Below are 23,900 nucleotides of genomic sequence, written 5' to 3' on the forward strand. Positions count from 1 at the left end.
ATGAAACGGTATTTTTCACCGAACGGCAAAAAAGTCATTTTTTTTGACTTGAACGGAACGATTATCGATCTGCAGGCCTCGCTGGAATCGAGCTTCAAGGAAACGCTGGAGGAATTCACGGGCAGATGGTACTCCGAGGGAAGCGGATGGGATCCGGACAAGATTCTCCTCAAATATCGCAAGCTGAGGAAAACAATGGCGCAGCAGCGGCACCAAAGCTCGATTCTAAAAGAAACTTTCAGAGGCACCCCGATTCCCGTCAACGACGAATTTCTTCGGTCTTTCTCCAGAAGATGGAAGGAGTTGAAAGCGGAAATCGTCGAACCCTATCCGGATGTCAAAAATACGTTGGAAAAGCTGGCTTCCCGATATACGCTGGCCATTATCAGCAACGGGAACCGAGCCAGGCGGACGGCGCAGCTCCGCCGCTTGGGAATCCGCAATATCATTCCGGATGACCGGCTGTTCACTCCGGTAAACGGCTGGAAAAAACCGGACCCGGGAATGTTCAAATACGCATTGGAGCAATTGAATATCCCTGCATCGCAGGCCGTCATGGTCGGTGACTCATGGAAAAACGACGTTTTCGGAGCCACCCGTGCGGGAATGGATGCCGTTTGGATCCGTAGGCTCGGGAAAACCTCCTCAACCATGAGAAAGGTCGGCAGAGAGAAAGTGATAATGCTCCGAAGCTGCAGGCAATTGACGGAAATCTTTTAAATGCTTTGCAATTTTTAGGGGTCCAAGGTTTTTTCCAAAAAAACGCTTCCGCGGTGGAGCTTGGCCTTTTTCTTCAATTCCGCTGCGGCTTGGGATATGGACTCGACGGTGGCGCAGCCCGCATTCGAACAGCGAATGACGGACAGTGAAACGGTAACCCCCATGTGGTCGGAAACCGGATTGCCCGACCGATCCAATACGGTGATCAGATCGATGTCATCGTAAAAAGAATGAATGCCCTGCTCAAAGCGTTCGATGATCTCTTCGCAAATTCGATCCGGCCGTTCGCTTCCACATATGATAATGAAATCGTCGCCACCGATGTGACCGACAAAATCCCCCGGCCGTCCGTGCAAACCCACGGAATTCTGAATAATATCCGCAGTATACCGGATGACCCCGTCGCCTTTTTGAAATCCGTAACGGTCATTGTACCATTTGAAAAAGTCCAAATCGGCATAGATGACCGCGCATGATTCGTTGGTCGCGATGCGCCGGCTCAGTTCTTTTTCGATTTGCATATTTCCGGGAAGGCCCGTCAGCGGATTGGAAACTCTGGCCTTCTCCATTTTCTCATTGGTAATGCACTCCAGAATAGCGCGGACCGTTGCGGCTCCTTTAATCCGTCCCTTGCTCGTGACAATAACCAGATCATACAGATTCCTGATTTCCCGGGCAATCGCCATTTGAGAAGCATTTTCCACCATCATGCTCTCATCCACGACGAGCGGATGCTTGTCCATGATCAATTGGATCGGCTTATGCCAATACAGTACCATTCCATATTGCTCGGCCAATTTCTGAAACAGCTTCTCCCTCATGATCAATCCGATCGGCACCTGATCCTGGATAATGACCGCCCCTTGCTCCGTCTCATTCTTTCGGAAAAACTCCACGACTTCCGATACGTTCGTGCTGCTCTCAAAGGTCTTAACGGAAACAACGATATCCCCGACTCTGCAGGCATCCCCGCAGAATGCATTTTTTACGGTGCCGGAAAGCACGCCGGATACCGTTTCGGGGGAAGGCTCCTCGAGCAACCGGTTTTGCGGCATTCCGAGCAGGAAGCCCTGACCGTAATGAATTCCCATCCCCACCAGTTTGATCAGATCCTCCTTCTGTTCGATTCCTTCTGCGATGATGCTGATATTCATCTTTTGGGCGAAAGTGACGAAGGTCTCAAGAATGTATTCCTTGATCTTATCCTGATGTATGCCGTGAATGAGCGACCTGTCCACTTTGATAAAATCCGGCTGAAGCTCGGCTATCGCCTGCAGAGAAGAATAGCCCGATCCGGCATCGTCAATGGCAATTTGATAACCCTGCTTGCGATAGTGCTTCAGAATTTGCTTGACCGAGGAGAAGTCGTCGTACGAGCTTCTTTCGGTAATCTCGAACACCACATTTTTCGGAGATAGACCGTGCTCCTCCAGCAGCTTCAGGGTGTTCCCCGGCGCAAACTGCGGATCATGCAGAATATCAGCGGAAATGTTGATGAAAATCCGCTGTTCGGGCTTTATCGCTGCAGACCCCTGAATCGCTTTTTCCCTAGCCATTCTTTCCAGAATATATATCGAACCTTCTCTTTGGGCGTACTTGAACAGAGTAGCGGGGGGATGAAAAAAACTCCCATCGGGTCCCCGGGTCAAAACCTCGTAGCCAAAAACGGAAGCGTCTGCGAACGAAATGATCGGTTGATAGACGGAATAAATCGAACGATTTTGGATGATGCTCATATATTCCTGATTGTGCAGAGCATGCTCTCTGTCGATGCTGTGCAGTCTGGCATTGCGGATCGCCTGCTTCATCGAGCTGTAAATGATGGTCTCCAGTTCCCTGTCGGCAGAATCCTGAAGCATCGCTTGTCCTACTTGGATCTCGATTTCGGGCTCGACCGGATGGGCGGAGCGCAGTTCCTCTTCCACCTTGAGCTTGATTGCGCTTTGAATCTGCCGAAGATCGTACATGCACTCCGCTTCGTCCGTGGAAGGCAGCACGACATACAGAAAAATGTCGTCTCCGACCATTTTCGGAAACATGATGCGGGGATTATCCCGAATCATATCCGCGATGATGCTGCGCATGGTCAATAGAATATGTTCACATACGATTCTACCGTATCGCTCTCCCACCTGGGAAAAACGGGTGATATCCAAATAAATCAAGCCAACGTTCCCTTTTTCCAAGCGATTGGATATTTCCTCCATAAACTGTAGTTCAAACGATCGCAACCGAATCATGGACATCCCTCACAATGGAATAAAAAAATCGGAATTTGACAATTACTTCGACAAATTTCCTGTTTTTCCATTATGATATCAATGCTGTGTAAAAGTTATTTCAACGAATGGTAATTTAATTGTAAAATTTTATCATTTGACTTATAATACTTATTGAAAATCCATATGACAATCTTTATTGAGTGAAGCACACTTCAGTGAACGGCGATTTGCCGAAACGACGATTTGCCGGAATGAATTCGCCGGAACGACGATTCGTCAAAACTGAAGTGTTTTTTTATTTTGAAGATATTTTTTGCTATTTTTGAAAGAATTTGAGGAGCAGTCTATTCGCAGCGGCGCCTACCGCAAGGTAAACTATTGCACAGTTTTGCAGTTTATTGCATCATATTAAAAAACACCCAAAAAAACATTGAAATTTATGAATATAATTGCATGAATATTGCAGTATTATGCACAATGTGCGTTTCAATGTTTATTTTTATTTCTTCCGCAGCGCATGCAAAAAAACCCGGAATTTCCGGGTTTGGTATGGCCGTGTAACAGGTAGGCTCTTGCTTGTTGAACTCTGCAGCAGGTATCGTTTTCATTCAGTCCGTTCACTGGTTTAAATCCGGACGCTTTCCTTTAACCAGATATACGACGCTCTCTCCGATGTTCGTGGCATGATCGGCCATCCTCTCCAGATAACGGCTGACAAAGGAAAGGAGCAGCACCTGAGTCATTTTCCTCGGATCCTCTACCATGTATGCGAACAGTTCGTGCAAAATTTGACTGTATAAATGATCGACTTCATCGTCCATCTTGGCCATTTTGTAGGCCAGGTCAACGTTCTCTTCCATATAAGCGCGGATGCCTTGATCAACCATTTCCAGCACGATCTCGGAAATCCGCGGTATATCGACAAGCGGCTTGATCAGCTCCTGCTTCCCGATGCGCAGCGTTACCTTCGCAATGTCCACCGCCATATCGGCGATTCTTTCCAAATCATTGGAAATTTTGAAAGCAATCAGTATTTTCCGCAAATCCTTGGCGACAGGCTGTTGGGTAGCGATCAATGTCGATCCGATATCATCAATCGATTCTTCCAAATGATTGATGTCCTCGTCGTTCTTAATCACCTGCTGGGCCAATTCCAAGTCGGATTCCTTCAAAGATTTGACGGCAGAGATAATGGCCTGTTCAACCATTTCACCCATTTGAATGATTGCCCCACGCAATTCCTCCAAATGCGCATCGAACTGATGGCGCTGAGTCACCATTGACATCTCCTCCTGAAATGTTGATTCCAATCAACCGAATCGTCCGGAAATATAATCCTCTGTCTTTTGATCCTCCGGATTGGAAAAAAGCTTCATCGTATCAGCAAACTCGATGACTTCACCATTCAAAAAGAAAGCGGTTCTGTCGGAAATACGCGCTGCTTGCTGCATATTATGCGTGACGATGATAATGGTGTATTCCTCTTTCAGTTCCTGAACCAGTTCTTCGATTTTTGAGGTGGAAATCGGATCCAACGCGGAAGTCGGTTCGTCCATTAGCAGGATCTGCGGATTTACCGCAAGCGCCCTGGCGATGCACAAACGCTGCTGCTGGCCGCCGGACAGGCTGTACGCCGAGCGGTTCAAATGATCCTTGACTTCGTCCCATAGCGCCGCTGAGCGCAAGCTTTTCTCCACAATTTCATCCAGCTGGCTCTTCTTTCGGATACCATGAATTTTCGATCCATAGGCCACGTTCTCATAAATCGATTTAAAAAACGGATTCGGCTGCTGAAAAACCATTCCCACATGCTTTCTCAAATCCTCGACATGAACGTTCGATTCATATATATCTTCGCCATTAATGATCACTTTACCTTCAATTCTGACACCCTGAATCATATCGTTCATCCGGTTCAGCGTGCGTAAAAACGTGGATTTCCCGCAGCCGGAAGGACCGATAAAAGCAGTTACCGTATTCGCTGCAATTCTCATGTCGATCTGCTTCAACGCCTGAAAATCCGTATAAAAAAGATTAAGACCTTCCACTTCAACGATGGCCATTCGTCATCCTCCTCAACCGTTGCAAAAGAAAAATTCCTTCGGCCTATTTATCCAAACCGGCCCGTAATGTAATCGCTTGTTTCCTCTCTCTCCGGATTGAAAAACATCTTGGTCGTTTCGTCGTATTCGACCAGTTCTCCCATCAGGAAAAATGCCGTATATGAAGAGATTCGGGCAGCCTGCTGCATATTATGGGTCACGATGATGATCGTATACTCTTTTTTCAACTCCAGAATCAGCTCTTCGACTTTGGCGGTAGAAACGGGATCCAAAGCCGAAGCAGGTTCGTCCAGCAAAAGAATCTCCGGTTTGATTGCAATCGATCGGGCGATGCACAAGCGCTGCTGCTGACCGCCGGACAACGATAAAGCCGAAGTATGCAGCCGGTCTTTCACTTCATCCCAGAGCGCCGCTTTGCTCAAGCTTTCCTCGACGATCTCAGCCAACCGCTTCTTGTTTTTCAGACCGTGATACCTCGGACCGAAGGCCACATTGTCAAATATCGATTTTTGAAACGGGTTCGGCCTTTGCCACACCATTCCGACCTTTTTGCGCAATTCGACCACATCCACTCCGGGAGCGTTCATATTCTGATCGTTGATCAGAATTTCCCCTTCGATGCGAGCGCCGGGTATCAGGTCGTTCATTCGGTTCAGCGATCGCAGAAACGTCGATTTTCCGCAGCCGGAAGGACCGATCATCGCCGTAACATCCCGCTCGGCAAAGGCCATCGAAATTTTTTTGACCGCCAGGTAATTTCCATAATACACATTCAAGTTGCGAGTCTCCAATGCAACCTGTTTCATCTTTCCCGGCTTGGCAACCTTCGTATTGATTTCAGTCGACAATTCGGTTCCCCTCCTATTTCGATGCGGTCAGCACGCGATGAATAAACCGCCCCACCCACCTGGCGGTCAAGTTGAAGATAAGCACTGCAATGATCAGAACTGCCGAAGCTCCCGCAGCAATCTCCTTGGCATCCGGCGCCAGACCCTCGCTGTTGACCTTCCAGATATGCACGGCCAGCGTTTCGGCCGGACGCATCGGATTAATCGGGGAATTCGCGGAAAACGGATTCCAGTTCGTAAAATCCAAAGCGGGGGTGCTCATCCCTGCCGTAAACATCAGCGCCGCCGCCTCTCCGAATACCCTGCCCGAGGCAAGAATCGTGCCGGTGATAATGCCTGGAATGGCTGCCGGCAGCACGACCGACACGATCGTCCGCCATCTGGACAGTCCCAGGGCCAAGCTGGCTTCCCGCTGCTCGACGGATACGGCCTGGAGCGCCTGTTCCGTAATCCGGACCATCAGCGGAAGATTGAAGATGGTCAGCGCGATTGCTCCCGAGAACAAGGAGAATCCCCATCCCGAAAGCTGAACGAAAACGAGCAAGCCGAACAGGCCGACCACGATGGAGGGCAGAGAGGACAATACTTCAACGAGCATTCGCAGGCCTCTCGTCACCCTTCCCGGTTTGGCGTACTCCGACATAAAAATTCCGCCGCCCAAGCCGATCGGAACCGTAATGAGCATAGTCAGAAACAATAAAAACAAGGAATTGAACAGTTGCGGGCCGATTCCGCCGCCCGCTTTGATGTTCTCGGGAGGGGAGATAAGAAAGTGAAAGCTGATGTGGGATACTCCCCTTACCAAAATATAACCCAACAATCCGGCAAGAATACCGATAATGACAAAAGCGATCAAATAAAATACGAGCGTGGCCAGCTTATCCTTCATTCTAACGCTCATGGGTTTGGCCCCTCCTTCCCAGGAAGCGGATCAGCAGGATAAAGACAAACGACATAACCAGCAAGATGAGAGCCAATGACCATAGGGCGTTACTATGGGCGGAACCGGCGATCGTATTGCCCATTTCCAGTGTAAGCACACTGGTCAGCGTGCTTGTCGAATCAAAGAGCGACTCGGGAAGCTTCTGCGAGTTGCCGATGACCATTTGCACGGCGAGCGCTTCGCCGAAAGCCCGGGTCATTCCCAGAACAACACCGGTCAACAGTCCCGGCAAAGCTGCAGGCACCAAAACCTTGCTGATCGTCTGCCATCTCGTCGCGCCGAGCGCAAAGGAGGCTTCTTTCAGCTTGATCGGCAGCGCCTTTAAAGAGTCCAGGGCAACACTGGTGATCGTCGGAAGAATCATGACCGAAAGCACGACCATCCCGGAGGCCAGGCCGAAGCCCACGCCTTCAAAGCGCTCCCGCATGAACGGAACCACCAGGCTTAAGCCGACAAAGCCGTATACGACGGAAGGAATCCCGACCAGCAGCTCGATGACCGGTTGAAGCACCTTTTGCCCCCAAGCCGGAGCGATTTCATTCATAAAAATGGCCGCCCCGATGCCGAGCGGTGCGCTGATCAATGCCGCCAAAACGGTCACGGCAAACGAACCGAAAATAAACGGGAACGCTCCGAACGACGGTTTTCCCATATCGCCCTCGGGAGACCATTCCGTACCGAACAGAAAATTGAACAAATTGACATCGTTTTTAAAAAAAGTGCTCAAGCCCTTGGAAGCGATAAAATAAGTAATCGCAACCAACGCAACCAGCAAAATGGCGATGCTGACATAAGCAAATGTTTTGCCCGTTAATTCCTCCAGGTGATGCCGTTTGAAACGGTCCTGCTCCTTTGGAACATGCTGCATCCTGACATTCCTCCCCTAATAAAAAAAAAGAAAGGATGGCGGGATGATCACCATCCTCTTTCGACACTTACTGTTTATTCGTGATGTTTCCTTTCGCGTCACGTTCCACTTTCATTTCAGTAACCGGAATGTATCCCATTTGCGGAACGAGGTTTTTCTGGACTTCCTCGGATACCATGTAATCCAGGAAGGCTTTGCTCAGATCCAGCGCATCACCCTTGGTGTACATATGCTCATAGGCCCAGATCGGAAATTTGTTGTCCAATACATTTTCTTTGGAAGGCGCCACACCATCCAGCGACAACGGTTTGATGGTATCGTCGAAGTAGGAAAACGCCAGATACCCAATCGCACCTTTGGTTTCGCTGATAATTTTCTTGACGGTTCCGTTGGCATCTTCCGTGATTCCTTCTTTTTCTTCGTTCTTGTCCAGTCCGTATGTAAAGAATGTCGCACGTGTACCGGAACTTTTCGGACGATTGACCAGAACAATCTTTTGATCGGCTCCGCCGACTTCCTTCCAATTGGTAATCTTGCCGGTGAAGATGCCGATTAACTGCTGCTTGGTGAGATTATCGACGCCAACATCCTTATTGGCAACCGCAGCGATGCCCACCACTGCAACTTTATGGTCCTTCAAAACGGTGGCGTCTATACCGCTTTTCTCCTCGGCAAAAATATCCGAGTTGCCGATTTGGGCTCCTCCCGAGGCTACCTGGCTAAGGCCCGTGCCGCTGCCGCCGCCTTGAACCTGAATCTGCGCTTGCGGATTTTTGACCATGAACTGCTTCGCCGCTTCGTTGACCAGCGGCTGCAGCGCGGTTGAACCCAAAGCTACGATCGAACCGCTGATTCCTCCACCCGCCGGAGTTTGTTCAGCTTGCTTGTCATTCGTCCCCTGATTCGTTCCTCCGCCCGCACAGCCTGCAGTCAACATAGCAAGTACAATCGCGGCTGTCCATAAAATCCGTTTCGACACTTTCATCAATTGATTCCCTCCATGGATACAACATTTTAATCATACATTAAAACTGTTAACGCTTTGTAAAATCTGTGTAAATTTTTTGGTGTTTTTATGGGTACATTATTAATATTTGTCCAATATAGAATCTTATGCGAAAGTCGCGCGAATTTCAATGAAAAAAAGCGAAATACCCTGAATTTTCTTCAAGGCACTGCGCTTTTATAAATTATCTGCGATTAACGGGAAGCACCCGTATTTATTACCGAATAAGAATTTATAAATTTCCGGGTTCTCGAAAAGCAAATTCTTATCGGCATAAAAACCCACTTCTAAACGCGGTCGCTCATCAATGAATTAGCTTCGATAGAGGTTTTTTATTTTTTCGTGATATTGCCGTTAACGTCGCGCTCTACTTGCATATCGGTTGCCGGAATGTAGCCCAGCTTCGGAACGAGCGTTTTTTGTACGTCAGCGGATACCATGTAATCCAGAAACGCTTTGGACAGGCCTTGAGCTTCGCCTTTGGTGTACATATGCTCATATGCCCAGATCGGGAAAGAGTTGTTTAATACATTGGCCACCTCAGGCTTTACTCCTTCCAGCGACAGCGGCTTTACAGTGTCATCGAAGTAGGAGAAGGCCAGGTAACCTACAGCGCCTTTGGTTTCAGCGATGATTTTCTTGACGGTGCCGTTCGCATCTTCCGTGATGCCTTCTTTTTCTTCGTGCTTATCCAAACCATAGGTATAGAAGGTTGCGCGGGTACCGGAGCTTTTCGGACGATTGACCAGAACGATTTTTTGATCGGCTCCGCCCACTTCTTTCCAGTTGGTGATTTTGCCGGTGAAGATGTCGATCAGCTGTTGTTTGGTCAGGTTGTCTACGCCAATTTCTTTGTTGGCTACTGCAGCAATACCGACCACTGCGACTTTATGATCTACCAGAGCAGCAGCATCAATGCCTTTTTTCTCTTCAGCGAAGATGTCGGAGTTGCCGATGTCGGCTCCGCCTGCAGCGACTTGGCTCAAGCCTGTGCCGCTTCCGCCGCCTTGTACTTGAATTTGCGCTTTTGCATTTGCAGTCATGAATTGTTTTGCAGCTTCGTCAACCAGCGGTTGCAATGCTGTGGAGCCGAGAGCTACGATCGATCCGCTGACTCCATCAGCCTTTTGAGCTTCCGGCGTAGCGCCAGGAGCCGGTGAAGCACTGTCAGCGCTCTTGGTTTTATCCGCTGAAGCGCTCGGTGCCGGTGACGGCGAGCTTGTTTCACTGCTGCTTTTTTGCGATCCGCAACCTGCCAGAATCATGCTTGCTACGATCATGAGTGATGCGAGAACCAAACCGATTTTTCTTAAATTCATGTTTCCTCTTCTCCCCCAAAATGTTTTGTGAATTGCACAACGCTTATGTTAAAGGAGAAAGGTTAATTTCAAATCAATTCTATGTAAAATCCATGTAAAACTTTTTAAAGGGTTTTCATAGAGTAGATTCAAAAATCTGTAATAGTTTATTCATTTCTTGATCACAAGTAATGTGAAATAGATCACAAGTTTGGGGTATCATAAAAATGAGCGTTTAGGTAAAAACATAGCTAAGGCATCACGATGAAATAGCTTCGAAAAGGCGAAAATCAATTAAACCGCTTGATACTTTGCCGCCAAAAGTGGAACTAATTTCATCGCGAGCCCCGAGAGGTGACCCTTTGTGACCGACCATCCGGACGAATCGCACTCCCGCAGGATTCAACGGCAGGAAAAGAACTTGTGGATTTTATCGATCGTCATCTCCGTAATTTTGCTTCTCGCTCTTTCCAGGCAGTTCTTCTGAGCAACTTGTTGACCAAAGGAGAGGAAGTCTATGTTCGATTATGATCCGGTCATGTACAGCCGCTTGCTGACTACATTGACGCTTGCTTTTCATATCATTTTCGCAACCATCGGCGTCGGCATTCCCGTCATGATCGCCTTGGCCGAATGGATCGGCATCAAACGTAAAGATCCGCACTACATCCTGTTGGCGCGCAGATGGACGCGCGGTTTTGTTATTACCGTTGCCGTAGGGGTGGTAACGGGCACTTCGATCGGTCTGCAGCTAAGCCTGCTGTGGCCGAGCTTCATGCAAATCGCCGGGCAAGCGATCGCTCTCCCCCTGTTCATGGAAATTTTCGCGTTCTTCTTTGAAGCGATTTTCCTGGGCATCTACATTTATACTTGGGACCGGTTCAAAAATCCGTACATTCACTTTTTGTTCGTCATCCCGGTGGTCATCGGCTCGTCCGCGTCCGCATTTTTCATAACCGCCGTCAACGCGTTTATGAATACGCCGCAGGGCTTTACGCTCGAAGGCGGAAAAATCACCCAGATCGATCCGATCGCCGCCATGTTCAATCCCTCGCTGCCGACGGAAATCTCGCACGTGCTTACCTCCGCATACGCCACTTCCGCATTCATCTTGGGCGCTATCTCGGCATTCGCTTTATTGAGAGGCAGAAACCATGTCTATTATAAAAAGGCTCTAAAGCTGACTATGGTGGCCGCATTCATCTTCTCCTTCGCGACCGCCCTCATCGGGGATTTTTCCGGGAAGTTCCTGGCGGAATACCAACCGATCAAGCTGGCCGCGGCGGAATGGCACTTTGAAACGGCTAAGGAAGCGCCGCTCGTCATCGGCGGAATCCTGACCGAAACGGACGCAATCAAATACGGCATCAAGATCCCCTATGCCTTGAGTTTTTTGGCTCACGGCACGATTCAGTCGGAAGTTAAGGGCTTGAATGAATTTCCGAGGGATCAAATTCCGCCGCTGTTCATCCATTACCTGTTTGACGCGATGGTCATAATCGGCATCTACATGCTTGCCGTATCGTTCCTGTTCATGGTTGCCGATTTCGTGAAGAAATGGAATCCGTACCAAAAGGTCATTCTCGCCGGTATCATCGCCGCCGCCCCGCTGGCCATGTTCGCGATCGAATACGGCTGGATTTTCGCGGAGGTCGGCAGGCAGCCTTGGATCCTGTACGGCTACATGCGAACCTCGCAGGGGGCGACAACCTCGGAGCATGTGGGCACGATGTTTGTTCTCTTTTCCGTTCTGTACCTGATTTTGGCCGTTACGGTCATTCGCGTGCTCAGGAAAATGTTCACCGACAATCCGGCGGAAAAAGAAATCCGGGAAACCGGTCTAGAGGGAGGTTTGAGCGGATGAGCTACGAGGTTCTGGGCGTTACCGTGCTGTGGCTGTTCCTGTACGGATACATGATCGTCGCGGCAATCGATTTCGGCGCAGGGTTTTTCAGCTATTACAGCATGCTGACCGGCAATAAGCACCTTGTCCACAAAATCATTGAGCGGTATCTGTCTCCCGTCTGGGAAGTAACGAACGTGTTTCTGATCTTCTTCATTGTCGGCATTGTCGGCTTTTTCCCGGATACGGCTTATTATTTCGGAACCGCCCTCTTGATTCCCGGCAGCATTGCCATCATTCTGCTGGCGCTGCGAGGCTCCTATTACGCATTCAGCACATACGGGGGCAAGGACAACCGGTTCTATATGTTTCTTTACGGTTTGACCGGGCTGCTCATACCGGCTTCGCTGACCACCGTATTGACCATCTCCGAAGGCGGATTTATCGAGGCGGCGGACGGAAAAGTGAATTTCCTCTACAAGCAGCTTTTCTACAGCCCGTATTCCTGGTCGGTCGTGCTGCTGGCCGTTGTCAGCGTGCTTTATATCTCAGCGGTATTTCTGGCCTACTACGCGGATAAAGCCAAAGACCGCGGCGCTCTTGAAATCCTGCGGAAATACGCGCTCGCCTGGAGCTTGCCGACCATTCTCAGCAGTTTGCTGGTGTTCTTCGCCATTCAATATCATAATCCGGAGCATTTTCGCAACATGGTGTCGCTTGGCTGGATGTTCGCCCTTTCGTTTCTGTTCTTCGCCGCCGGTTTGGCTTTGATTTGGAAAAGAAGAAATTACGGTCTGGCCTTTGTTTCCGTGATGCTGCAGTTCTTTTTCGCCTTCTTCGGATACGGCGCCGCTCATCTGCCGTATATCCTGTATCCGTATTTGAAGCTGTACGACCATTTCACCAATCCGACCATGGCGCTCTCGCTGATTATCGCTTTTATCGCCGGACTGTTCCTGCTGGTGCCGTCACTGTACCTGCTCATGCGGCTGTTCCTGTTTGACGCCAAATATGTGGAAGGAAAAATCGCCAAATCAGGCTCGCGATGAAATTAGTTCCACTTTTGGAGGCGAAGTATCAAGCGGTTTAATTGATCTTTGCCTCCAATTTAGTGGGAGTTGTTTCATCGCGATGCCCAAGGGCTCGCGATGCCTTACCTAAATCCAAAAGAGAGGAAGATTCATATGAATACCTTTTTGATTCTTCTGGCTTCGCCGATCGTTCTCCTGCTGTCGCTTTCCGCTTTGTTCGGATGGGCGGCCAAAGGAAAAACCGTTGAAGAATAGATTAAAAATAGGTCAGCCAGATCATTCCGGCTGACCTAATTCATACAAAACACCTGACGGCGTGATTGCAGTTGGATTCAACTTCAACGCGGCCGTCCGGCTATTTCTTTTTGCTGACGACAAGCTTGTATCCGACCCCACGGATCGAATCGATTTGCACCGATTTCTGGTTCATTTCCAGCTTTTTGCGCAGCGAACTGACATGCACGTCCACCGTCCGCTGTCCGCCTACGTAATCAAAGCCCCAGACGATATTCATCAGATCGTCCCGGGTGATCACCATTCCCGGCCGCTGAACCAAAAACAGCAGCACTTCGAATTCTTTCGGCCTTAACGGGATCGATTCCCCGTTCAGCACGACCTCGTATTTTTCGGGATAAATCTTTAATTCCCCTATTGAAATGACCTTGTCGGAAGAGTCCCCTTCATTCAAGCTCTGATCTTCCGGGTGCGCACGTCGAAGCACTGCGGAAACCCGGGCATGCAGCTCGGCCACACCGAAAGGCTTGGTGATATAATCGTCCGCCCCGTATTTGAGCCCCTGCACAATTTCTTCTTCCGCCGTTCTCGCCGTCAGAATAATAACGGGGGTAAGGTTTCCCTTCTGCCGCAGCTTCGAAAGCACCTCGAACCCGTTCATTCCGGGCAGCATGATGTCCAGAATGATCAGGTCGTAAGGGTTGTCCAACGCTTCCTGAAATCCTTCTCCGCCGTTCTCGACAATCTTGGTGTCATAGCCTTCCTGCGACAAATTATAGGAAAGAAGCCGGGACAGCGTAGGTTCGTCTTCAATGACCAGAATTTTTTTCCGCAAGGGTAACCCCCCCAATGGAATATGCCATTTAACTATAATATCACGAAAAATCAGAAAAGAAATGTGTACATCCTGTTAATCACAAAAATTTATTGGAGGACAGGCAGTTCTATAATAAAACTGCTTCCTGCGCCCACCATGCTTTCCACACGAATCGTTCCGCGATGCAGCTCGACCAAATGCTTGACGATCGATAATCCCAGACCGGTCCCCCCCGAACCCCGGGAACGGGCCTTGTCCACCCGGTAAAACCTTTCAAAAATACGGGGCACATCCGACTTGGGGATGCCGATGCCCGTATCCTTGACGATAATCCGCACATGGTCATATTCGCCATTATCCTTGTCAAGGACCGGTTCCACAATCAATTTGACGATGCCGCCTTCCGGGGTGTAATTAATCCCGTTGGACAACAGGTTGATCAGGATCTGACGAAGACGGTCCTCATCCGCCTCCAAATAAATTTCATCGTCCAATTGTTTTTCCAGACGGATATTCCGTTTGGCTGCCGTGGATTCCATCATTTCCATCGTTTGAGCGGCAAAGCTCGCCATATGAACCGGAGCAAAATACATCGGCGCCTTCTTTGATTCGATTTTGGACAGCTGCAGAATATCCTCAATCAGGCGGTTCAAACGGTCGCTTTCATCGTGAATGATCTGCAGGAACGCCTCGGCCGTTTCGCGATCCTGAACCGCCCCGCCGAGAAGCGTTTCGGCAAACCCTTTGATTGCGGTAATCGGCGTCTTCAATTCATGCGACACATTGGCGACAAATTCGCTTCTCATCTTCTCCAGACGCCGAATGGCCGTAATATCGTGAAGCACAATCACGACTCCCCATTCCTCGTCGGCATCGATCGGGACGGCGTTGACATCCACAGTTCTTTCCTCGGGAAAATAAAAGACGATTTCCTCGCGAACCGGTTCTCTTTTTTCCTGACAAACGCGGATCATTTCGGTCAGTTCCGTTTGCTGATTCGCTTTATCGTATTTTTTGCCGAGCAATTCTTTGGAAGTGAACCCCAGCAATAGCTCTGCGGATCTGTTTACAAGTGCGATTCTGCCCATCCGGTCGACAGTCAGGACACCGCTGATCATATTGTCGAGAACGTTCTTCAACCGCCGCTCTTCTTCTTTGATCCGGTTCATCTGAAACTGCAGACTGCTGGCCATTTTGTTGATCGCCTGGCCCAGTTGGCCGAATTCATCTCTGCTCTTAACCTCAACCCGTGATTTATAGTTCATCCGCGTGATCTGTTTGGCAACCTCGGTCGCTTTCTCCAGCGGACGCGTCAAGCCTTGGGCGATCCGGTAGCCGACCAGTCCCGCGATAACGAACAGAGCCAACAAACCGGCAATCAAATACGACCATAATTTCGCTGTGGATGAATCAATGTTATGCAGGCTCATTGACAGCCTTACATATCCGATCCGTTGATTGTCGCGCACTACAGGTACTGCCGTATACAGCATATCCGTTCCCAATGTGCTGCTGTGGCGGACCGTAAGACCGAGCCCTGTATTTCCCGCATCCACGATTTCCGGACGGGACGCGTGATTGTCCATTCGTTCCGGGTCCTCATCGGAATCGCCCAGCACGACCCCGTGCACATCCAGGAATGTTACCCTGAGATCGCTGTTCTGCTTCAATTCAACCGCATATTTGTTGAAATAGCTGCGGCGTTCGGCCAGATCGCCATCCTGCTTCCAATTCAGCGATTTCTGCATAATTTGGATTTCCCGCACAAGGCTGTCACCCAGCACTTCAATATGCGACTGGCGAAGCATATTGGCGACGAGAATCCCCGCAACGAGCACCGAACTGCCGATTAATACGACAAATGCCAAGGTCAATCTCATTCGAAAGCTTTTCATGCTGAGCCCCCGTCTTTATTTAGGAAAAATCCGAATTTGGAATCAGCATCATTGTATCCGTCCGCCCGCCGGAGTTCCAGTAAGGATTTTGTAAAGGGCCTGATTTTTATTTAAACACCGGCTCCGCGAATTGGGACAATTTGCCCAGGGAGTCCTTTTCCACATCGGCGTGCAAGCTGTTGCCGTGGGAATCCATCGTCACTATCGCCGCAAAGCCTTCCACCTGCAGATGCCACATCGCTTCGGGAATGCCGAATTCCATAAAATCGACGCCCTCCACTTTTTTGATGGCTTCCGCATAATATTGCGCGGCTCCACCGATCGCGTTCAGATAAACACCGCCATGCTCCTGCAGGGCAGCGAGCGTTTTCGGCCCCATGCCGCCTTTGCCGATCACGGCCCGGATGCCGAATTTCTTCATGATCGCTCCCTGGTACGGCTCCTCTCGGATGCTCGTGGTCGGGCCCGCCGCTTTGACATGCCATTCTCCCTCGGCATCCTTCATCATAACCGGTCCGCAGTGATAAATCACCGCTCCGTTCAAATCAAGCGGGGCATCATGCTCCATCAAGTATTTGTGCAGGGCGTCGCGGCCGGTATGCATCGATCCGTTGAGGATCACGACGTCGCCGACGCGCAGCTGGCGCACTTGTTCTTCCGTTAAGGGAGCCTTCAGCACAATCTCCCGGCGCGCCGCGGCGTCCCCGGCTTCCCCGTCCGATTTGGCCACGGCGTTCATCTTCACCTGTTTGCCGTCAGGATACAGCCACTCTTTGATTTCCCCGTTCCCGGCATCCAGCAGCACGCCTTGGCGGCGGAAAGCCCAGCAGTTATACGCCACCGACACGAAAAAGCTCGCCGGAAGCCGATTCATCGCGCCGACCTTGCAGCCGAGCAGCGTGACCTGGCCGCCGATGCCCATCGTGCCGATGCCGAGCTTGTTGGCATTGTCCATCACGTATTCTTCCAGCTTCCGCAGCTCCGGATTCGGGTTAATGTCATCCACGGCTCGGAACAGCTGCTGTTTGGCCAGTTCATAGCCGGTCGTGCGGTCGCCGCCGATGCCGACGCCGATAAATCCGGAGCTGCAGCCCTGGCCCTGAGCCTGGTAAACCGCGTGCAGCACGCATTTGCGGATCCCGTCCAAATCGCGTCCCGCTTTGCCGACGCCTTCCAGTTCCGCCGGAAGACTGTATTGGATGTTTTTATTCTCGCAGCCGCCGCCTTTGAGAATCAGGCGGACGTCGATATCGTCCCGCTCCCACTGCTCAAAATGAATCACGGGCGTTCCCGGCCCGAGGTTGTTTCCGCTGTTTTCCCCAGTCAGCGAATCGACCGAATTGGGGCGCAGCTTGCCGTTCTTGGTAGCCAGGCTGATCGCTTCGCGGATCTGCTTTATCATCTCGATCTGATTGGCTCCGACCGGACAATGCACGATAAAGGTAGGCATCCCCGTATCCTGGCAGATGGGGGAAACATTGCATTCAGCCATATTGATATTTTCAGCAATGGTTGACAAAGACAATGCCGATCGGGTTCCCTCGTCTTCCTTCTCCTGCGCCCACTGCAGAGCTCTGCGGACATCCGCGGGAAGATTGGTTGAGGTCTCGACTATCAATTGATAAATACTGTCCTGAAAACGTTCCATGATGCGGATAAACCCCTCTCTTCATAACAATCTCGCCTTGGCGAAAAAGATTGCGAATTCACTTTATATATAATAGCATAAGTACATGACTCGTAAAATCCGGTTCGCCCTGTTTTCATACATTTCCCATATTTCCCCTTTCTACGGAGGCCGTTGGTCTATGAAAAATCACTTTTTCGCTTATTTGTACCGCCTTCGCTATATTGAGCGCTGGAGCTTGATGCGCAACGTGGTCAAGGAGAACGTGGCCGAGCATTCGTTTCATGTTGCGCTGCTGACGCATATGCTCTGCACCATCGCGAATGAAATGTTCGGCAAAGACATCCCCGTCGAAAAAGCCGTCAGCCTCGCGCTGTTCCATGATGCCGCCGAGGTGTTCACCGGAGATATTCCGACACCGGTCAAGCATCACAACAAGCAAATTCTGGACAATTTCCGGGAGATTGAAAAGCTTGCGGCTGAGCGCCTGATCGGAATGGTTCCCGATGAGCTGAAGGCGATCTACAAACCGCTGATCGAGGGCAAGCATGAACAAAGCGAGCTGCGCAAATATATCAAAGCCGCCGACCTGCTGGACGCCTATTTGAAATGCGTCACCGAGCTGTCCGCGGGAAACAAGGAATTCAGCGTCGCCAAAAAACAGATCGAACAGAACATCCAAAGCATGAACATGCCCGAAATCGGCTACTTCCTCAGCCATCTGGCCCCGAGCTTTGAAAAAACGCTCGACGAGCTTTCCAACGAATCCTGATCTTTTTTTCCTTTTAGATTTAAAGGACGCTGTCTCGGAAGCAGTTTCTTTGGCTTGAACACTAAAATGATAAATCGACAAAAGATGAGAGGAAATATCTCCTGGAGGAGCGGAGCGTTTCCCTTTGAAATCGTGCGGCTTAACTTCAAGGCGATCTCCAGCCGCTGGTATTGATCTAACATCTCGATCATGCCGTTTACGAGAAAATCATTGAGATTATGAGTATAAATGCTGTATTGCGGCTGCTAAATCGCTTTCACATCGACTTGATGCCGTTTTAGCTCCCGCTGAATTAATACCTTGACTATATCCGCCCGCCATAGGCGGCTGGTTTTCAAAACATTGATATCCTTCACGTCCCGCCATTTCAGGTCAGACAGCATTTCCTGCAAGCCTTCCCGCCTACTTTGTAGTTAACGGGCCTTACACTTTACGGTTTGCATTGCTAATTGGTTTACCACACGCGGAAGCCCTTGGCTCGCGGCAAAGATCCGGCTAAGCGCACTTTCGGCAAACACCGGCTTCTCCGTCCGGCTTACGGTCATGTGGTGCCGAATGTAGCTGCTCGTCTCCTCCTTGCTCATGGTGGTAACCCAAATTAATGGACTCGGTTATCGGACGACCTTCCGGGCTACACTTACGATCAGGACATGAACCGTACCAGCATCACCGATCCCAAGGGCCAAGTCATCAGCTTGACCGATGCCAACCAACAGACGACAACGGTTACGTACGACACATGACGCGGAAAACAATCTGCTGGCCGTAACCGATCATTTGGGGAACCGGACGACGTTCGAGTACGATGGGAACAACAACAAGATCAAAGAGACGGATGCCAAGCTCCATTCCACGAGTTACAGCTTTAACGCGAACAACAAGCTGGTGAGCATGACCGATGCGCTCGGCAATGTCCGTCAAGGCTCGGACATGGGATAAAATACTTATACCTTCTCTTAATACAATAGTTTTTCTGCTGCCGATATAAAGTAAAGGGGGATAGTAAACAAAAATTTGCCCTCAGTCATTTTTATCCATATATATTTTCCACGAATTCAAAAATTCACCAAACATTTCTCGATAAAAAATAAAAAGAAAAGAATTAGAATCCTATTTTAACACTTAACGAGATGATCAATAAATTGGAAAAGTGGTTAAGTACTAGCCTTTTCAATCATTTTTTAAATTTTATGGTCATTGAAAACTTAAATATATGGGTTAACTCTTCACGATTTCAACAGGAACCGGAAGGAGATATTTCCCCGATTAGACTAAATTCGATTGAAATAAAAAATGAGGCTGTCGACTTTGAGACAGCCCCTTCGCAAATTATCGATATGTCGGATAAACCATCACAATAATCGTTACAAGCAGAATGATTGCCGCAATGCTGCTGAGCGTTTTGGCCGACGCAAACTGGGCCGCTCCATCTTTCCCCGCCTTCATGCTTTGAATAAACCGCTTCATCCGGCTTCCGGCAATTCCGGTAACGGCTGATACAGCAAGGAATAGGACGATGGCCAGAGCCATCCACATGACCGAGTATTTCGCTTGAGAAATCAAATATCCTCCGGTCAAAAATTGCGCAATCAGCAGAAACTGTCCGATCCGGTGAGCCGCATACACCCCTTCGACCAAGCCTTGTCGAGCCTGGGCTTCCATGCCCGCCGACCGGGCAAACAAGAATGGCAGCACCAGGTAAATGCCCATCCCGATAGCCCCCAGCACATGCAATAACAGCAAGAATTGAACCATGATCATCCTCCCGCTTCTTCTAATCTAGGAATCCATTACTTAGTATACTTGATCGGATGTTGCGTTACAAACCTGACAGGACGTATCCGGCAAAGAAAGCCGGCGAGGCTTCGAAAGGTCCGTCAGGCTCTCTTTTCCATACGAAAAAGACTGTCCCTTAGTTTCATCTGCTTGGGACAGCCTCTTTCTAAAAATATGACAATTTCAAGACCGGTTCAGAATCAACCGTTCACTACTTTAATCACATTGCGGACGGAATCGGCGGATTTGTCGAGCGCCGCTTTCTCTTCTGCCGTCAGCTCAAGCTCGAACACCTTCTCGATGCCGTCGCCGCCAAGCAGCGTGGGGACGCCCATGAACAGGTTGTCGTAGCCGTATTCCCCTTCCAGCAAAGCAATTGCCGGAATAATCCGCTTCTTGTCCTTGAGGATGGCTTCAGCCATCTGCACAAGCGATGCCGCCGGAGCATAATAGGCGCTGCCGTTGCCCAACAGATTGACGATTTCGCCGCCGCCGGTGCGCGTGCGCTTGACGATCGCCTCGATGCGGTCCTGCGGGATCAGCTTGTCGATCGGAATGCCGCCGACGTTGGAGTAGCGGACAAGCGGCACCATATCGTCGCCGTGTCCGCCAAGCACGAAGCCGCGAACGTCTTCAACGGACACATTCAGTTCCTGCGCGATGAAGGTGCAGTAACGCGCCGTATCCAGCACGCCGGATTGGCCGATGACGCGGTTTTTCGGGAAGCCAAGCGTTTGGTAGGCGACATAGGTCATGGCATCAACCGGGTTGCTCAGGATGATTACGTAGGAGTCGGGACAGAATTTCTTGATGTTCTCGCATACCGCTTTCATGATGCCTGCATTCGTATTGACGAGATCGTCCCGGCTCATTCCGGGCTTGCGGGCGATGCCTGCCGTGATGATGACGATATCCGAGCCTGCGGTATCTTCATAATTCGAAGTTCCCACGATGTTGCTGTCAAAGCCTTGGACCGGACTTGACTCCAGCATATCCAGGGCCTTTCCCTTCGTCGGGTTTTCCAGCTGCGGAATATCCAGCAGCACAACGTCTCCAAGCTCTTTTTGCGCCAGCATCAAAGCTGTTGTCGCACCGGTGAAGCCGGCGCCGATTACTGAAATTTTCCTTCTTTGAATAGCCATTTCAGAATCCCTCCTTCAGAATTAGGCATCGCGAGCCCTTGCCCTTAATCCATATTTTTGATAAGCAGGTCACCGAATTCCGAGCATTTGACTTCCGTGGCATCGTCCATCAGACGTGCGAAATCGTAGGTGACGGTCTTGTTGTTGATCGTGGTTTCCATGCTTTTGTATATCAATTGAGCGGCTTCGTTCCAGCCCAGATGCTCCAGCATCATCACACCCGACAAAATGACGGAGCCCGGGTTCACCACATCAAGGTCGGCATATTTCGGCGCCGTGCCGTGCGTCGCTTCAAAAATGGCATGTCCCGTAATGTAGTTGATGTTCGCTCCGGGAGCGATTCCGATGCCTCCGACTTGGGCGGCCAGCGCGTCAGACAGGTAGTCGCCGTTCAAATTCAGCGTCGCGATGACTTCGAATTCCTTCGCACGGGTCAATACCTGCTGCAGAGCGATATCGGCAATCACGTCCTTGATGATGATCTTGCCGGCTTCCACCGCTTCATTTTGCGCTTTGTTGGCAGCTTCTGCGCCTTCCCTTTCCTTGATTCTGTCGTATTCGAGCCAAGTAAATGTTTTGTCGGCATACTCCTGCTCAGCCACTTCATAACCCCAAAGCTTGAAGGCTCCTTCGGTGAATTTCATGATATTGCCCTTGTGCACAAGCGTCACGCTCTTGCGGCCATGGGTAATGGCGTACTCGATCGCCGAACGGACAAGCCGCTTGGTGCCTTCTTCGGATACCGGCTTGACGCCGAGACCGGAGGTTTCCGGGAAGCGGATCTTGTTCACGCCCATTTCGTTCTGCAGAAAGTCCAGCAATTTCTTCACTTCGGGGGTGCCAGCCTTATATTCGATTCCCACATAGATATCCTCTGTATTCTCGCGGAAAATCTCCATATTTACCAGCTCGGGATGTTTAACCGGAGAAGGTACGCCGTTGAAGTAGCGAACGGGGCGGAGGCAAACGTACAAATCCAGCTCCTGGCGAAGCGCCACGTTCAACGAGCGGATTCCCCCGCCAACGGGAGTGGTCAACGGTCCCTTGAGCGCAACAATGTATTCTTTGATGGCTGTCAGCGTATCTTCCGGAAGCCATTCGTTGTATTTGTTGAAAGCTTTTTCCCCGGCATAAACTTCGAACCAGGCGATTTTCTTTTCTCCGCGGTAAGCTTTCTCCACAGCCGCATCCAATACTCTTTTGGACGCTCTCCAAATATCGCGGCCCGTTCCGTCCCCTTCTATGAAAGGAATGATCGGATTATTGGGAACCTGAAGCTTTCCGTTGTCAATCGTGATTTTTTCACCCTCTGAAGGCAGTGCCAAATCCTTAAATTGTACCATTTCTCTTGTCCTCCTAGTATTAATGAATATGTCTTGTACACACAAGAGTAACGGGATTCACGGGCAGCAGCCCGATCACCCGTTTCCTCGGTGAAAGCGCGTATGTTAAATAATTAACTTACCTTTGCTCGATCGGAATGTAATGCTGGTTGACAGGACCGACATATTCGGCCCGCGGGCGGATTAACCGGTTGTTTTGATACTGTTCAAGAATATGGGCGGTCCAGCCGGATGTGCGGCTGATCGCGAAGATGGGAGTAAACAGGTCGCGCGGAATTCCCAGACTGGTGTATACCGATGCTGAATAAAAATCGACATTGGGCTTCAAGCCCTTTTTCCCGGTTACGATCCCTTCAATTTTAACCGACATTTCATACCACTTCAAATTTCCGGTAAGCTTGCCGAGTTCATTGGACATTTTTTGCAGGTGCTTCGCTCTGGGATCGCCGTTCTTGTATACGCGGTGGCCAAAGCCCATGATTTTTTCCTGATTGTCCAGTTTGCTGTTGATATAGGACTCCACGTTGTCCGGCGAGCCGATTTCCTCGAGCATAGCCATGACCGCTTCATTCGCGCCGCCATGCAAAGGTCCCTTCAGCGCGCCGATTGCCGAAGTTACGCCCGAGTAGATATCCGAAAGCGTAGCGACGGTTACCCTTCCGGCGAAGGTGGATGCGTTCAGTTCATGATCCGCATGCAGCACAAGCGCCTTGTTCAGAGCCTCGATGGCGATGTCCGAGGGTTCTTGTCCGGTCAGCATATACAGAAAGTTCGCTGCAATGGAAACGTTGTTTTTCGGGGCAATCGGTTCCTTGCCTTCACGAATGCGCGAAAATGCCGCAATCAGGGTCGGGATTTGAGCCTGCAGACGGATGGCCTTGCGGAGGTTGGCAGCCTCGCTCATATCGTCGGCCTCCGCGTCATACAATGCAAGGCTGGAAACCAGCGTGCGCAGCGCAGCCATCGGATTTGAAGAATTCGGATACAGCTTCATTTGCGCCAATACTTGCTCCGGAATCGCGGCACTCTCGCCCAAATTGCGATTCAACTCGGCAAGCTCCGTCTCGTTGGGCAGTTTGCCGTACCAAAGCAAATAAACGACTTCTTCATAAGTGGCTTTCTCCGCCAATTCATCGATGTCGATCCCACGGTATGTCAGAACCCCATCTATGATGGAACTGATGGAAGATGTTGTTGCGACAATACCTTCCAAACCATTGATAACACTCATGCAACTTCTCTCCTTTAACGATTTGAAGTCCGTATTTCTTCATTTACTTCACTATAATAATAAAGGATTCGATTCGATAAGTGAACCAAATATAGGACAAAAGCAAATAAAACTTCATTATCAACACCATAAAGATTTTTTTCCGCGAAATCACGGAAGATTTGCCTTTTTTGAGCAGCACGCTTATTATGCGTAATTTATATCCATTTAAACAGCACGCG

22 protein-coding genes and 1 pseudogene are annotated in these 23,900 nt (G+C 49.9%); 7 read left to right on the forward strand and 16 right to left on the reverse strand.

Annotated elements, in window-relative coordinates; translation table 11 throughout:
* A complete protein-coding gene (locus VF724_RS02430; RefSeq protein WP_371752618.1) occupies window positions 1-720 on the forward strand; it encodes an HAD family hydrolase in 720 nt (239 codons plus the stop codon).
* 14 nt (window positions 721-734) lie between these two features.
* Here the strand turns inward: VF724_RS02430 and VF724_RS02435 are convergent, their stop codons facing one another.
* From VF724_RS02435 to VF724_RS02470, 8 genes are all read right to left on the reverse strand, one after another.
* Window positions 735-2,960: a GGDEF domain-containing protein gene (locus VF724_RS02435; protein WP_371752619.1), complete on the reverse strand. Its 2,226-nt coding sequence runs from the start codon at window positions 2,958-2,960 to the stop codon at window positions 735-737.
* Window positions 2,961-3,559: 599 nt separating this feature from the next.
* A complete protein-coding gene (gene phoU / locus VF724_RS02440; RefSeq protein ID WP_371752671.1) occupies window positions 3,560-4,219 on the reverse strand; it encodes a phosphate signaling complex protein PhoU in 660 nt (219 codons plus the stop codon).
* Between the two features lie 33 nt (window positions 4,220-4,252).
* On the reverse strand, window positions 4,253-5,005 hold the full coding sequence (pstB, locus tag VF724_RS02445) for a phosphate ABC transporter ATP-binding protein PstB (RefSeq protein WP_371752620.1): 753 nt from the start codon (window positions 5,003-5,005) through the stop codon (window positions 4,253-4,255).
* 47 nt (window positions 5,006-5,052) lie between these two features.
* Window positions 5,053-5,811 carry a phosphate ABC transporter ATP-binding protein PstB gene (pstB, locus tag VF724_RS02450; protein WP_371752672.1) on the reverse strand — a complete coding sequence of 253 codons (759 nt, stop codon included), beginning with the start codon at window positions 5,809-5,811 and terminating at the stop codon, window positions 5,053-5,055.
* Window positions 5,812-5,866: 55 nt separating this feature from the next.
* Window positions 5,867-6,754 carry a phosphate ABC transporter permease PstA gene (gene pstA / locus VF724_RS02455; RefSeq protein ID WP_371752621.1) on the reverse strand — a complete coding sequence of 296 codons (888 nt, stop codon included), beginning with the start codon at window positions 6,752-6,754 and terminating at the stop codon, window positions 5,867-5,869.
* Window positions 6,744-7,664, reverse strand: a complete 921-nt coding sequence (gene pstC, locus VF724_RS02460) for a phosphate ABC transporter permease subunit PstC (RefSeq protein WP_371752622.1) — start codon at window positions 7,662-7,664, stop codon at window positions 6,744-6,746. Before pstC ends, pstA begins: the two co-directional genes overlap by 11 nt.
* Before the next feature lie 67 nt (window positions 7,665-7,731).
* The gene (locus tag VF724_RS02465; protein WP_371752623.1) at window positions 7,732-8,649 is read right to left on the reverse strand and encodes a phosphate ABC transporter substrate-binding protein PstS family protein; all 918 of its coding nucleotides are present in this window, start codon (window positions 8,647-8,649) and stop codon (window positions 7,732-7,734) included.
* Window positions 8,650-9,002: 353 nt separating this feature from the next.
* Window positions 9,003-9,989 carry a phosphate ABC transporter substrate-binding protein gene (locus VF724_RS02470; RefSeq protein ID WP_371752624.1) on the reverse strand — a complete coding sequence of 329 codons (987 nt, stop codon included), beginning with the start codon at window positions 9,987-9,989 and terminating at the stop codon, window positions 9,003-9,005.
* 343 nt (window positions 9,990-10,332) lie between these two features.
* Here VF724_RS02470 and VF724_RS02475 point away from each other — a divergent pair, with 343 nt between their 5' ends.
* The 4 genes from VF724_RS02475 to cydS all read left to right on the forward strand — a co-directional run bounded on the left by VF724_RS02475 (window position 10,333) and on the right by cydS (window position 13,097).
* Window positions 10,333-10,455 (forward strand): hypothetical protein, encoded by a 123-nt coding sequence (locus VF724_RS02475; RefSeq protein WP_371752625.1) that lies wholly within the window; start codon window positions 10,333-10,335, stop codon window positions 10,453-10,455.
* A 30-nt stretch (window positions 10,456-10,485) separates the two neighbouring features.
* Window positions 10,486-11,832 (forward strand): cytochrome ubiquinol oxidase subunit I, encoded by a 1,347-nt coding sequence (locus tag VF724_RS02480; RefSeq protein WP_371752626.1) that lies wholly within the window; start codon window positions 10,486-10,488, stop codon window positions 11,830-11,832.
* Window positions 11,829-12,860, forward strand: a complete 1,032-nt coding sequence (locus VF724_RS02485; RefSeq protein WP_371752627.1) for a cytochrome d ubiquinol oxidase subunit II — start codon at window positions 11,829-11,831, stop codon at window positions 12,858-12,860. Before VF724_RS02480 ends, VF724_RS02485 begins: the two co-directional genes overlap by 4 nt.
* A gap of 135 nt (window positions 12,861-12,995) precedes the next feature.
* Entirely contained in the window at window positions 12,996-13,097 is a 102-nt protein-coding gene (cydS, locus tag VF724_RS02490) for a cytochrome bd oxidase small subunit CydS family protein (protein ID WP_371752628.1), read from the forward strand.
* A gap of 100 nt (window positions 13,098-13,197) precedes the next feature.
* Here the strand turns inward: cydS and VF724_RS02495 are convergent, their stop codons facing one another.
* The 3 genes from VF724_RS02495 to VF724_RS02505 all read right to left on the reverse strand — a co-directional run bounded on the left by VF724_RS02495 (window position 13,198) and on the right by VF724_RS02505 (window position 17,436).
* Window positions 13,198-13,911 carry a response regulator transcription factor gene (locus VF724_RS02495; protein WP_371752629.1) on the reverse strand — a complete coding sequence of 238 codons (714 nt, stop codon included), beginning with the start codon at window positions 13,909-13,911 and terminating at the stop codon, window positions 13,198-13,200.
* An 89-nt stretch (window positions 13,912-14,000) separates the two neighbouring features.
* Window positions 14,001-15,788 carry a two-component system histidine kinase PnpS gene (gene pnpS / locus VF724_RS02500; protein ID WP_371752630.1) on the reverse strand — a complete coding sequence of 596 codons (1,788 nt, stop codon included), beginning with the start codon at window positions 15,786-15,788 and terminating at the stop codon, window positions 14,001-14,003.
* Between the two features lie 106 nt (window positions 15,789-15,894).
* The gene (locus VF724_RS02505; protein ID WP_371752631.1) at window positions 15,895-17,436 is read right to left on the reverse strand and encodes a fumarate hydratase; all 1,542 of its coding nucleotides are present in this window, start codon (window positions 17,434-17,436) and stop codon (window positions 15,895-15,897) included.
* Window positions 17,437-17,596: 160 nt separating this feature from the next.
* Between VF724_RS02505 and yfbR the strand changes: the two genes are divergently transcribed.
* Window positions 17,597-18,187: a 5'-deoxynucleotidase gene (gene yfbR, locus VF724_RS02510; RefSeq protein ID WP_371752632.1), complete on the forward strand. Its 591-nt coding sequence runs from the start codon at window positions 17,597-17,599 to the stop codon at window positions 18,185-18,187.
* A 134-nt stretch (window positions 18,188-18,321) separates the two neighbouring features.
* Here the strand turns inward: yfbR and VF724_RS02515 are convergent.
* Window positions 18,322-18,600, reverse strand: a pseudogene (locus VF724_RS02515) (recombinase family protein); the annotation flags it as partial.
* A gap of 289 nt (window positions 18,601-18,889) precedes the next feature.
* Here VF724_RS02515 and VF724_RS02525 point away from each other — a divergent pair.
* Window positions 18,890-19,126, forward strand: coding sequence for an RHS repeat domain-containing protein (locus VF724_RS02525; protein ID WP_371752633.1), 237 nt, complete (start codon window positions 18,890-18,892; stop codon window positions 19,124-19,126).
* 390 nt (window positions 19,127-19,516) lie between these two features.
* On the opposite strand, the gene VF724_RS02530 is transcribed toward VF724_RS02525, so the two are convergent.
* The 4 genes from VF724_RS02530 to citZ form a co-directional block, all read right to left on the reverse strand.
* Window positions 19,517-19,942, reverse strand: a complete 426-nt coding sequence (locus tag VF724_RS02530) for a hypothetical protein (protein WP_371752634.1) — start codon at window positions 19,940-19,942, stop codon at window positions 19,517-19,519.
* A 221-nt stretch (window positions 19,943-20,163) separates the two neighbouring features.
* A complete protein-coding gene (gene mdh / locus VF724_RS02535; protein WP_371752635.1) occupies window positions 20,164-21,105 on the reverse strand; it encodes a malate dehydrogenase in 942 nt (313 codons plus the stop codon).
* A 44-nt stretch (window positions 21,106-21,149) separates the two neighbouring features.
* Window positions 21,150-22,448, reverse strand: a complete 1,299-nt coding sequence (gene icd, locus VF724_RS02540) for an NADP-dependent isocitrate dehydrogenase (protein WP_371752636.1) — start codon at window positions 22,446-22,448, stop codon at window positions 21,150-21,152.
* Window positions 22,449-22,566: 118 nt separating this feature from the next.
* Window positions 22,567-23,679 (reverse strand): citrate synthase, encoded by a 1,113-nt coding sequence (gene citZ / locus VF724_RS02545; protein WP_371752637.1) that lies wholly within the window; start codon window positions 23,677-23,679, stop codon window positions 22,567-22,569.
* Between the last annotated feature and the right edge of the window lie 221 nt (window positions 23,680-23,900).

This window comes from Ferviditalea candida, assembly GCF_035282765.1.
Classification (GTDB): Bacteria; Bacillota; Bacilli; order Paenibacillales; family KCTC-25726; genus Ferviditalea; species Ferviditalea candida.